The 12,260-nt window shown below is 67.8% G+C and carries 9 protein-coding genes; 7 read left to right on the top strand and 2 right to left on the bottom strand.

Translation table 11 applies throughout. From position 1 onward, the window contains the following. Positions 1-36 precede the first annotated feature (36 nt). The 4 genes from trxA (at position 37) to LK996_RS15820 (ending at position 4,603) form a co-directional block, all read left to right on the top strand. The gene (gene trxA, locus LK996_RS15835; RefSeq protein WP_230528345.1) at positions 37-921 is read left to right on the top strand and encodes a thioredoxin; all 885 of its coding nucleotides are present in this window, start codon (positions 37-39) and stop codon (positions 919-921) included. A gap of 167 nt (positions 922-1,088) precedes the next feature. Continuing rightward, entirely contained in the window at positions 1,089-3,068 is a 1,980-nt protein-coding gene (locus LK996_RS15830; RefSeq protein ID WP_230528344.1) for a bifunctional serine/threonine-protein kinase/formylglycine-generating enzyme family protein, read from the top strand. 27 nt (positions 3,069-3,095) lie between these two features. Beyond that, positions 3,096-3,815: a DUF502 domain-containing protein gene (locus LK996_RS15825; RefSeq protein ID WP_230528343.1), complete on the top strand. Its 720-nt coding sequence runs from the start codon at positions 3,096-3,098 to the stop codon at positions 3,813-3,815. Beyond that, a complete protein-coding gene (locus LK996_RS15820) occupies positions 3,812-4,603 on the top strand; it encodes a queuosine precursor transporter (RefSeq protein WP_230528342.1) in 792 nt (263 codons plus the stop codon). Before LK996_RS15825 ends, LK996_RS15820 begins: the two co-directional genes overlap by 4 nt. 69 nt (positions 4,604-4,672) lie before the next feature. On the opposite strand, the gene LK996_RS15815 is transcribed toward LK996_RS15820, so the two are convergent. Then, on the bottom strand, positions 4,673-5,416 hold the full coding sequence (locus LK996_RS15815; RefSeq protein ID WP_230528446.1) for a LytR/AlgR family response regulator transcription factor: 744 nt from the start codon (positions 5,414-5,416) through the stop codon (positions 4,673-4,675). Positions 5,417-5,421: 5 nt separating this feature from the next. Continuing rightward, positions 5,422-6,495, bottom strand: coding sequence for a sensor histidine kinase (locus tag LK996_RS15810; RefSeq protein ID WP_230528341.1), 1,074 nt, complete (start codon positions 6,493-6,495; stop codon positions 5,422-5,424). Between the two features lie 146 nt (positions 6,496-6,641). On the opposite strand from LK996_RS15810, the gene LK996_RS15805 reads away from it, so the two are divergent. The 3 genes from LK996_RS15805 to LK996_RS15795 all read left to right on the top strand — a co-directional run bounded on the left by LK996_RS15805 (position 6,642) and on the right by LK996_RS15795 (position 12,243). Beyond that, on the top strand, positions 6,642-7,559 hold the full coding sequence (locus tag LK996_RS15805; RefSeq protein WP_230528340.1) for a TolB family protein: 918 nt from the start codon (positions 6,642-6,644) through the stop codon (positions 7,557-7,559). 288 nt (positions 7,560-7,847) lie between these two features. Beyond that, entirely contained in the window at positions 7,848-9,926 is a 2,079-nt protein-coding gene (locus LK996_RS15800) for a M13 family metallopeptidase (RefSeq protein ID WP_230528445.1), read from the top strand. 301 nt (positions 9,927-10,227) lie between these two features. After that, on the top strand, positions 10,228-12,243 hold the full coding sequence (locus tag LK996_RS15795) for a M13 family metallopeptidase (protein ID WP_230528339.1): 2,016 nt from the start codon (positions 10,228-10,230) through the stop codon (positions 12,241-12,243). Positions 12,244-12,260 lie beyond the last annotated feature (17 nt).

The raw sequence follows: 12,260 nt of genomic DNA, 5'->3' as shown, positions 1-12,260 counted from the left end.
CCATCTCCGGCGCATCCACCTCCGCGCAGAGTCCCCATGGCCGCCACCGCATCCCCGCACGTCTTCGAAGCCACCGCCGACACGTTCGAAGCGCAAGTCCTGCAAGGCTCGCTGCAGACGCCCGTGCTCGTCGACTTCTGGGCCGAATGGTGCGGCCCGTGCAAGACGCTCGGGCCGATCCTCGAAAAGCTCGCCGACGAATACAACGGCGCGTTCCGCCTGGCGAAGATCGACGTCGACAAGGAGCAGCAACTCGCCGCCGCGTTCCAGGTCCGGTCGATCCCGACCGTCTACCTCGTCAAGGACGGCCAGCTCGTCGACGGTTTCCCCGGCGCGTTGCCCGAAGGCCAGTTGCGCGAATTCCTGACCCACCACGGCATCCAGCCCGCCGCACCCGGTGCGAACGACGCGGGCGCCGAGACCGAAGCCGTGCCGGCGCCGTCCGTCGATCCGCACGAACTCGTGATGCGCCTGCGCAAGCAGGTCGAAGCCGAACCCGACAAGGCCGAGCACCGCCTCGACCTCGCGCTCGCGCTGCTGCAGAGCGGCAACGCGCGCGAAGCCGAACAGCTGCTCGACGGCCTCCCCGCCAACCTCGCGCACGACGATCGCGCGGTGCGCGCCCGCGCGCGCCTCGGGTTCGCCGCGCTGCTCACGGATGCACCGGCGCCGCAGGTGCTCGAAGCGGCGATCGCCAGCGATCCGAAGGACCTGCGCGCGCGCCACCTGCTCGGCGTGCACCGCATCGTCGCCGGCGACGCGGAAGCCGGCCTCGAACAATTCCTGGAAATGCTCCGCCTCGACCGCGCGTTCGAGGACGGGCTTCCGCGCAAGGCCCTGATCGACGCCTTCCAGGTGGTCGACGATGAAGAACTGGTCGGTCGCTTCCGCCGTCGCATGGCGTCGCTGCTGCTGGTGTGACGCAAGTCGCCGTTGCGGCGCAGCATCGCGCGTGAAGACCGCCTTCACGCGCCATCGCGCATGAACCGGCAAGGAATGCGCGCCGGGCCGCCTCCATGCGGCTGGTCCCGCGTGCGCATGCCAGCGTATTCTTCCTCCACGGAATCAGGGGACCGTAAGGAATGATCGTGGACACGTCGCCAAACGACGCTGCCAGTGCATTGCCGCGCATCGCCGGCTTTCGCCTCCTGCGCGAAATCGGCCAGGGCGGCATGTCGACGGTCTATCTCGCCGAGCAGGAATCGCTCGACCGCAAGGTCGCGCTGAAGGTCATGCTGCCCGAGGCGCTGACCGACGAAGTCAGCCGCCGCCGGTTCGAGAACGAAGCGCGCACCATCGCCCGCCTCGACCATCCGAACATCGTCGGCATCCACGAAGTCGGCCGCACCGCCGACGACCTCCCCTATTACGCGATGCCGTACCTCGCCCGCGGCCACCTCGGCCAGCGCATCGTGCGGCAGGACGGCCGCACGAAGGACGAAGCGCGCGTCATCCACACCTTGCGTTCGCTGCTCGAAGCACTCGACTACGCGCACGTGCGCGGCGTCGTGCATCGCGACGTCAAGGCCGAGAACGTGTTGTTCGACGACGCCGAGCGTCCGCTGCTCGCCGACTTCGGCATCGCGCTGCGCAAGGGCGTGAATCCGCGCCTGACGATGACGGGCCTGGCGGTCGGCAGCACCGCGTACATGCCGCCGGAACAGGCGCGCGGCGAAGAAGTCGACAGCCGCGCCGACCTCTACAGCATCGGCGTGCTCGCGTGGGAAATGCTCACCGGCCAGTTGCCGTTCAACGCGGCCGATGCGTTGTCGATGGCGGTGATGCACGCCAAGGATCCGATCCCGCGCCTGCCCGCGGAACTGCTGCATTGGCAGCGCTTCATCGATCGCGCGATGGCGAAGTCGCCGGCGAATCGTTTCCGCAGCGCGCAGCAGATGCTCGAAGCGCTCGATCGCATCGAACGCGGCGGGTTTTCGTTCGACGCCATCGCCGCCAACGGCGCGCGCCTGTGGCGCCGCACGCGCAAGTTGCCGAAGCCGTTGCTGATCGGCGGCGGCCTGTTGTGCGCGGCCATGATCGGCGTCGCTTCGCAGCACGAAACCCCGATGGAAGATTTCTTCCGCGTCGAGAACCTGCCCGAACTGCGCAAGCCGATCCAGCCCGAGCCGGTCGACCGCATGCTGCGCCCGCTGCCGGAATCGCCGGCGCAACAATGGGTCGCCTCTGCCGAAACGCAACTCGCCTCGCGCAAGCTCACCACGCCGCAGGGCGACAACGCCTACGACAGCGTGCTGCGCGCATGGGACGCCGATCCGGCGCATGTCGGCCTGCCGCCGCTCGTGGGCGGCGTGCTCGGCGCACTCGGCGACGAAATGGCCACGCGCCTGCGCCGCGGCGACGAAGACAAGGCGCGCGACTACCTGCAGCGCGCGACGACGTTCGCCGACCGCACGGCGCCGATGGGCACGCAAGCCTTGCGCGGCATCCACGAGAAGGCCGCCGATGCGCTGACGCGCCGCGTCGCCAGCGCGGAGAAGAAGAAGGACCGTACGGACGCGCTCGCCGCGGCCTCGCTCGCCAACGAATTCGCCGGCGACCAGGCGCTCGCCGATGCCTTGCGCACGCGCGCCGACAAGATCAAGTCGCCGTCCGACGAACTCGCCGAGGCGGTCGCCGCGACCGGTGATGCGCCGGCTGCATCGCAACCCGCGATGCGTCCGCTCACCCGCGCCGAGTACGCGCGCTTCGTCGCAGCGACCGGCCGCGAGTCGTCGCTGTGCCGCGAACGCATGTCGCTGCTGCGCATCGTCAAGCCGCGCGATTGGAAGGAGCCGGGCTTCGAACAGACCGACTCGCAACCGGTGGTCTGCGTCTCCTATGAAGATGCGGTCGCGTATGCGCACTGGGCGAGCCGCAACGGCCAGCGCGTGCGCCTGCCGACCAGCAACGAGCTCGGCGCGGCGCCTTCGCAGGGCGGTCCGCGCACCCTCGCGACCTGGTTGCGCGACGGCTCGGTCGCCGGCACCGGCTGGCGCGGCCCGCGCCCGCGCGGAGACGAACGCACGCGCGGCTACGACGACGTCGGCGTGCGATTGGTCCACGACTGACGCCGCGCAAGCCGTAACATGGCGGGCATGCGCAAACCTGCCCGCCCCAGCCTGCAACGCCTCTTCATCACCGGCGTCCTGACCCTGCTGCCGATCTGGCTGACATGGGTCGTGGTGAAGTTCGTCTTCGTGTTGTTGTCGGGCATCAGCCGCCCGCTGATCGGCCCCGCGCTCGTATCGCTCGTCGAATCCAGGCCGCAGGCGCTCGGCTGGTTGCTGGAACCGTGGGTGCAAACGACCTTCGCGCTGGTGGCGACGCTCGCGGTGATCCTGATGTCCGGCGTGATGGCGCGCGTCGTGGTCGGGCAGACGCTGCTGCGGTGGTTCGAAGGCGTGATCAAGCGCATCCCGCTGGCGAACACGATCTACGGCAGCGCGCGCCAGTTGCTCGACATCCTGCAGACCAAGCCCGACGGCACGCAGCGCGTGGTCTTGATCGACTTTCCGCACACCGAGATGAAGAGCGTCGGCTTCGTCACGCGTGTCATGCGCGAGGTCGGCACCGGCCGCGAGCTCGCCGCGGTTTACGTGCCGACCACGCCGAATCCGACGTCCGGTTACCTGGAAATCGTGCCGGTGGAAAAGATGACGCCGACGGACTGGACCGTCGACCAGGCGATGAGCTTCATCATCTCCGGCGGCGCGGTGTCGCCCGAGTCGATCCCGTTCGCGCCGCCGCCGGTCGGTGCGCCACGCACCGACGCGCCGCGCACCGACGCGCCGCGCACCGACGCGCCGCACGCATGAGCGCGGCCGCCGGGTTTTCCGCCGGGCATCCCCTCGCCGACCGCGCGACGCGGTTGTTCATCGCGCTCGCGGCGTTCTTCTGCGTCAACGCGGTGCTCGCCGAGTTCATCGGCGTCAAGATCTTCGCGCTCGAAGACACGCTCGGCATCACGCCGTTCCAGTGGAACCTGTTCGGCCAGAGCGGTTCGCTGAGCTTCACCGCGGGCACGCTGCTGTGGCCGATGGTGTTCGTCTTCACCGACGTCATCAACGAGTTCTTCGGCAAGCGCGGCGTCAAGATGATCTCGTGGATCGCGGTCGTGCTGATCGTCTACGGGTTCCTGTTCGCGTTCGCGGCGATCTCGCTTGCACCGGCGGGCTGGTGGGTCGACGCGGCGCAGTCGCAGGGCGTGCCCGATTACCAGAAGGCGTTCGCGGCGGTGTTCGGCCAGGGGTTGTGGACGATCGCGGGATCGGTGGTCGCGTTCCTGCTCGGGCAGTTGATCGACGTCGCGGTGTTCCATCGCATCCGCCAGCGCACGGGCGAGAAGCACGTGTGGTTGCGCGCGACCGGATCGACGGCGGTGTCGCAGCTCGTCGACAGTTTCGTCGTGTTGTACATCGCGTTCGTGATCGGCCCGCAGCATTGGCCGATGTCGTTGTTCCTCGCGGTGAGCACGGTGAACTACGCGTACAAGATGCTCGCGGCCATCGCGCTGATTCCGCTGATCTATGCGTTGCGGCGCGGGATCACGGGGTACCTCGGAGAGGCGCGGGCGCGCGAGTTGCGCGAAGCCGCGAGCGCCTGAGGGAAAGCAGGAAAAACAGGGGTCAGAGCACAATTTCCAGCGGAAATTGTGCTCTGACCCCTGTTTTTCTTACGCAGGGTCGGGCAGGCCCAGCGCGCGGCGCAGGTCAGCGCGATAGCTGCGTCCCGACGTGACGCGCAGCCCGCTGCGCATCTTCACCACGTATTGGCCCGACGCGTGCGGCTCGACCTGGTCGATCTCGTCGATGCGCACGATGCGCGAGCGATGGATGCGAACGAATACGCGCGGGTCGAGGCGCGCGAGCACGTGCGCCATGGTTTCGCGCACCAGCAGGCCGCGGCCGCCGATGCGCAGTTCGACGTAGTTGCCCTGTGCGAGCACGCATTCGAGTTCGTTGACCGCGACCATGCGCAGGCGCTGGCCGTCGGAGACCGCGATGCGATCCGGGTAGTGGGCCAGCGGCGCCGCCTGCGAGGCGAGCGCGGCGCGCACGCGTTCGACCGAGCGGCCGAGGCGATCGGGCGCGACCGGCTTGACGAGGTAATCGACCGCGCGCGCATCGAAGGCCTTCACCGCATGCTCGGAATACGCGGTGACGAACACGACCTGCGGTCGCTGCGTCGGCGGCAGGCGTTCGAGCATCTCGAAGCCATCGACCTGCGGCATGCGCACATCGAGGAACAACACGTCGACCGGCAGCGCGCGCAGGCCCGCGGCAGCGGACGCGCCGTCACCGTATTCGGCGACGACCTCGACTTCGGCTTCGGCGGCGAGCAGGCGTCCGAGCCGCGCGCGCGCGAGCGGTTCGTCGTCGACGATCGCGGCGCGCAGCGGCAGCGGCGTTGCCTGCATCGAGTTCACGCGGCCTCCCGCATGCGCACGCCACGCGTGAGCGGCAGGCGCACACGCGCCTCGGTGCCGCCGTCCTCGCGCGGTTGCAGTTCGAGTACGTGATCGTCGCCGTACAGCAGGCGCAATCGTGCGCGGATGTTCTGCAGGCCCACGCCGTTGCGGTCCTTCACCGGGCCAGCGCCGCCGTCGTCGCGGATCGCGAGCCACAACTGCCCGTCTTCGCGCCACGCCAGCACCGAGAGATGGCCGGGCGCGATCTTCGCGGCGATCGCATGGCGGATCGCATTCTCCGCTAGCGGTTGCAGCAGCAACGGCGGCACGAGTGCGTCGTCGAGATCGGGCGCGATCTCCCAATGCACCGACAGGCGATCGCCGAGGCGCGCCTGTTCGATCTGCAGGTAGTGGCGCAACAGGCGCAGTTCTTCGTCGAGCGTGACCACGCGCGTTTCGCGGCGCTCCAGGCTGCTGCGCAACAGTTCGCCCAGGCCGACGAGCATGCGGTCGGCGGCGACCGGGTCGCGGTGGATCGTTTCGGCGATCGAGTTGAGCGCGTTGAACAGGAAGTGTGGATCCAGTTGCGCGCGCAGTGCGTCGAGTTGCGTTTCGGCCAGGCGCGCCTGCAGTTGTTCGGCCTGGCGCTGGCGATCGTACGCGCGGTGCGCATACAGCACCGCGTGGAAGGCGCCGATGTTCAGCCACGACAGCAGGAAGTTGTTGAGCACGCTGGTGACGAGCACGTCGGAGAACGCAGGCGTGGTCGCGTACCACTCGAGGATCGGATTCGCCCAGTAGATCGAGACCGCGCGGAAGAGGATCACCGCGAACGTGCCGAGCATCAGCACGCCGACGGCACGCGCGATGCGCGGACGTTCGATCGGGAATCGCTCGACGAGCCACAACAGGCCGAGCGAGCACGGGATCCACAGCCACGCCGACAACAGGCCGCGCCGCAGCGCGGCGCCGAACGTCAGCGTCTCGTCGGAGAACTGCATGGTCAGCAGCGAGCCGGCCGTCATCAGGCCTTCCAGCGTCCACCAGACGCAGATCGCAGCCAGCAGCAGGAATCGGCGCCGTTGCATGGGGCGAACGCTACCACCGGGGGCTGGCGTTGCAACCATGATCCGGTGCGTTCGTCACGGCGCGCGGTGCGTTGGTCACATCGGCCTTGCGAGGGCGGGTCCGCGGGCGCTCCATGCGCCCCGCATCCCCACCAAGGAGCACCACCATGCAGCGCCGCCGTTCCCTTCGCCTCGCCCTCGCCTGCTCCGTCGCCGCCGCCCTCGCCGGGCTCGCCGCGCCGGCGATCGCGGGCAGCAAGAACAAGAAGTGCCCCGAACCGCAGGTCTTCGCACCGAACGTCATCTCGCGACCCGGCAACAACTGGGAATCGCGCATCACCCTCTCGCCCGATCGCAGCGTCGCGCTGTGGGGCGTCGGCAACTTCTTCGCCGGCGAACCACTCGTCATCCTCATGTCGCAGGCGACGAAGAAAGGCTGGAGCGAGCCGGTCGTCGCGTCGTTCTCCGGCACGTACGACGATGTCGACACGATCTTCGCGCCCGACGGCAAGACCGTGTACTTCTCGTCGAAGCGGCCGGTCAACGCGGGCGATCCGCCACGCGCGGACTTCGACCTGTGGCGCGTGAGCGTCACGCGCAACGGCTTCGGCACACCCGTGCACCTCGCCGGCCCGAGCACCGCCGCCGACGAGCTGTATCCGAGCATCGACCGCAACGGCACCCTCTACTTCGGCAGCAACCGCGACAACGAACAGTGGGACGTGTGGCGCAGCACGCGCCAGGCGAACGGCACGTTTTCGGCGGCCTCCAAGTTGTCGACCGCGGTGAACACCGACGACTACTGGGAGTTCAACCCGGAGATCTCGCCCAACGGCAAGACGTTGTTGTTCGTGTCGCTGCTGCGACCGGAAGGTTATGGCTGGGGCGACATCTACAAGACCAACCTGCGCCAGGGCGCCTTCACCCCGGCCGCGAACCTCGGCCCGTGCGTGAACTCCAACGCCGACGACTACCACCCGACGATGCTGTGGGACGAAGGCGAACTCATCTACCTCCGCAACTTCATCGAAGACCCCGATTGGTATCCGGACTTCTTCATCATCCCGGTCGATCTCGACGACTGACCTCCCCCGGTCGTCCGGCGCCACGGTCGTTCCCGCGACCGTGGCGCTTTCTTTGGGGGGCGGCCAGCGGAGCAAAAACAGGGGGCAGAGCAAAAACAGGGGTCAGAGCACCATTTCCGGGGGAAATGGTGCTCTGACCCCTGTTTTTGCTTCCCACCCATCCGCCGTGACCTTCGACACCCTGTTGCGGCCGCTGCCAGACGGTAGAGTCGGCTGTCGCCCCCGGTCCGGGGGTTCCGTTTCGTGTGCCTACCTCTGGAGTCCTTCGTGAGCCGCAAACCCCAGGTCCTGCTGCTGTCCCTTTCCATCGTCGCCGCGCTCGCCGCGTGCAACAAGGCCGACAAGGCCGCCGACGCCAACACCGCCGCCCCGGCCGCCGAGACGAAGAAGCTGACGCTCGACGAGAGCAAGCTGCCGCCGGTCAACTTCTTCCAGGCCGCCGACCTCGACGCTTCGAAGAGCGCGTGCACCGACTTCGACGGTTACGTCAACAGCAAGTGGCTCGCCGCCAACCCGATCCCGGGCGACCGCACCTCATGGGGCGCGTTCGAGATGCTCGACGAGCGTTCGACCGCCGTGCAGCGCCAGCTCGCCGAGCAGGCCGCGGCCGATCCGAACGCGAAGGGCGTGGAGAAGATCGTCGGCGACATCTGGTCGACCGGCATGGACGAAGCGAAGGTCAACGCGCAGGGCCTGAAGCCGCTCGAAAGCCGCCTGGCCAACATCGACAAGCTGACCGACACCGCGTCGATCGCGCAGTTCCTGCGCGACCAGGCCGCGAAGGGTGAAGGCGGCCTGATCGGCTTCGGCGCCGAGGCCGACTTCAAGAACTCGTCGATGACGATGGCGTACGCGACGCAGGGCGGCCTGGGCCTGCCCGACACCGAGTACTACACGAACGCCAAGCACGCCGACAAGCTGAAGGCGTACGAAGCGCACGTCGCGAAGGTGCTCGAACTCTCCGGCACGCCGGCCGCCGATGCGGCGAAGCAGGCGAAGGACGTCGTCGCGTTCGAAACGCGCATCGCCAAGCACAGCCTCTCGCGCGAACAGATGCAGCGCGACGTCTCGCTGTACTACAACCCCGTCACCGTCGCCGACGCCGACAAGATGACGCCGAACTTCCCGTGGTCGACGTTCATCGAAGCGCAGGGCATCGCCCAGCCGAAGACGTTCTCGCTCGCGATGCCCGACTTCCACAAGGAAGTCGACAAGATGCTGGTCGACGTGCCGGTCGAACAGTGGAAGTCGTACCTGCGCTTCCATGAAGTCGACGGCGCATCGCCGTACCTGAGCGACGCGTTCGTGCAGGAGCACTTCAACTTCTACAACAAGACCATGCGCGGCCAGAAGGAAATGAAGGAGCGCTGGAAGCGCGTGCTCGACACCGTCGAGGGCCAGGCCGGCGAAGCGCTGGGCCAGATGTACGTGCAGGTCGCGTTCCCGCCGGAATCCAAGGCGCGCATGGAAGAGCTCGTGCAGAACCTGCGCGACGCGCTCAAGGTGCGCCTGGAAAACCTCGCGTGGATGAGCCCGGAGACCAAGAAGAAGGCGATGGACAAGTGGGCCGCCTTCACGCCGAAGATCGGCTACCCCGACAAGTGGCGTCCGTGGGACGGCCTCGACACGTCGCGCGATTCCTACATCGGCAACGTGCTCGCCGCCAACGAGTTCAACTACAAGTGGCAGATGGGCAAGATCGGCAAGCCGGTCGACAAGACCGAGTGGGGCATGCCGCCGCAGATGGTCAATGCCTACTACAACCCGCTGCAGAACGAGATCGTCTTCCCGGCCGCGATCCTGCAGCCGCCGTTCTTCGACGCGAAGGCCGACGACGCCACCAACTACGGCGGCATCGGCGCGGTCATCGGCCATGAAATGATCCATGGCTACGACGACCAGGGCAGCCGCTTCGGACCGGGCGGCAACTTCGAGAACTGGTGGACCGACAAGGATGCGTCGGGCTTCAGCGCGCTCACCGGCCAGCTCGTCGACCAGTTCAACGGTTACGAAGCCGCGCCCGGCAAGCACGTCAACGGCAAGCTGACGCTCGGCGAGAACATCGCCGACCTCGGCGGCCTCAACGTCGCGTACGCCGCGATGCAGAAGGCGACCGAAGGCAAGGCCGACCCGAAGACCGACGGCCTGACGCGCGACCAGCGCTTCTTCCTCAACTTCGGCACCGTGTGGCGCCGCAGCTTCACCCCGGAAGAACTCGACGTGCGCATCGCGACCGACGAACACGCACCCGCCAACTTCCGCGCGATCGGCGCGCCGTCCAACATGCCCGAGTTCGCCGCCGCGTTCTCGTGCAAGCCCGGCGACTCGATGGTGCGCGGCGACGGCAAGCGCATCGTGATCTGGTAACGGGTCGCTTAGGATGCGAGCGAAAGGCCTGGGGAAACCCGGGCCTTTTGTTTGGCGCAGGATGGGGAAACGGGAAACAAAGCGCGGGAAACGGGAGGGGAGCGCTCGACGCATTTCGTTGTCGGTGCGCCGAAGGCCGACCTTCGGCTCATCGAAAGCAAATCGTTGCGTGTCCGTCCTCCCGTTTCCCGCTCCTTGTTTCCCGTTTCCCGCTTTTGTGCACGCCACCCCACCCCGTTCATCCAAGCGCGCATCGCCCCCTTGCTACACTCGCCGAGCCTTTCCATTCGGACCTCGCGCGATGACGCAAAAGCTGGCCCCCCTCGCCCTGACCATTGGCCTCGTGCTCGTCGCGGGACTGGCGTCCCCCGATGCGATCGCGCAGAAAAAGAAGAAGAGCGCGGCGAAGCCGAAGGCGCCGCCCGCGCCGACCGTTTGCTCGGACTTCTTCAGCGTCGCGACCGCCGACTGGATGAAGGCGAATCCGCAGCCGGCGACCGGCAGCGTCACCGCGATGGGCCAGCTCACCGAGCGCTCGCTCCAGCAGCAGCGCGAACTCCTCGACGCCGCGATGCAGGGGCCGCAGGGCAACGTGCAGAAGCTGCTCGGCGACTTCTGGGCGAGCGGCCTGGATGAAGCCGCGGTCGAACGCGACGGCGCCAATCCGGTCGCGCCGCTGCTCGCGCGCATCGACGGCATCCGCAAGGCGAAGGACATCGCGCCGTCGATCGCCGCGCTGCACCAGGTCGGCATCCCGGTCGCGTTCAACTTCGGCGCCGACATCGACCTGCGCGATCTGTCGCGCCACATCGGCTACTTCAGCCAGGGCGGCCTCGGCATGCCCGATCCCGAGTTCTACACGCGCGGCGACGCCGACACGAAGGCGGTGATGCAGCGCTACGAGGAATACGTACAGCGCATCCTCGTGCTCGCCGGCACGCCGGCCGATCGCGCCGCCGCCGACGCGAAGCTCGTCGTCGACCTCGAGACGCGGATCGCGCAGTCGAGCAAGCCGATCGTGTCCCTGCGCGACATCGCATCCAACTTCGCGCCGGTCGAAACCAAGGACATCGGCAAGACCTACAAGCGCCTGCAGCTCGCCGATTTCCTCAAGGCGCAGGGCGTCACCGACGACGTCGTGTCGATCGCCAACCCGCAGCTGTTCGCGCAGCTCGACGCGCTCGCCGGCAGCCTGCCGCCCGCGCAGTGGCAGGCTTACCTGCGCTTCCACGTCGGCAATGCGATGGCGCCGTACCTGTCGAAGTCGTGGCGCGACACCGAGTTCGAATTCCGCGGTCGCGTGCTGCGCGGCCAGGCGACGCCGCCGGAACGCTGGCGCGCGGTGCTCGACGCGATCAACACCGCGGCGGGCCCGATGGTCGGCCACGAGTACGCCGCGCGTTTCGTGCCCGCTGGAACGAAGCAGCGTGCCGAAGAGATCGCGACCAACGTGCGCGGTGCACTCGTGCGCGCGGTCGACCGCAGCCCGTGGATGGGTGCGACCGCGAAAACCGAAGCAAAGGCCAAGCTCGAGAAGCTCAAGATCGAAATCGGCACGCCGCGTCGCGACCTCGACTACACCGTGCAGCCGATGGGCCGCGGCAGCTTCGGCGGCAACATGCTGATCGCGTCGACCTGGCGCCATCGCGAAGAGATGAAGCGCATCGGTCGCGGCAACGCCGACCGTCGCTGGGACGTGCTGCCGCAGCAGCCCACCCTCGCGTACGACATCGCACAGAACCGACTCATCGTCACCGCCGCGATGCTGCAGGCGCCGGTGCTCGACATGAGCGCGGACACCGCGACGCAGTACGGTGCGTTCGGCGCGCTCGTCGGCCGCGAACTGACCCACGCCGTCGACTACAAGGGCCGCCTCGTCGATGCGAAGGACACGATCCGCGACTGGTGGACGCCGGCCGAGAACGACGCGTGGAATGCGCTCGGCCAGCGCATGGTCACGCAGTTCTCGCAGTTCGAGGATCCCGCGCTCAAGGGCGTGAAGGTCAGCGGCACGCAGACGCGCGACACCAACCTCGCCGACCTCGCGGGCGTCGAACTCGCGTGGGACGCGTGGCGCAGCAACAACGCCGCCGCCGACGCGACCGCGCAGAAGCCCTTCTTCCAGGGCTGGGCGAACCTGTGGGCCACTTCGAGCAGCATGCAGGCCGCGACCGAACGTGCCGCGACGAGCGTGCATTCGCCGGGCAAGTGGCGAGTCAACGGACCGCTGATGAATTTGCCGGCGTTCGCCGAGGCGAATACGTGCAAGGCGGATAGCGCGATGGTGTCGAAGGACCCGATTCGGGTCTGGCCGTAAGGGCAAAAACAGGGGCA

Source organism: Noviluteimonas lactosilytica, assembly GCF_020866925.1.
GTDB classification, from domain to species: domain Bacteria; phylum Pseudomonadota; class Gammaproteobacteria; order Xanthomonadales; family Xanthomonadaceae; genus Noviluteimonas; species Noviluteimonas lactosilytica.
Note: the sequence above shows the minus strand (reverse complement) of the source record. Positions and strands in the feature narration are given on the sequence as shown.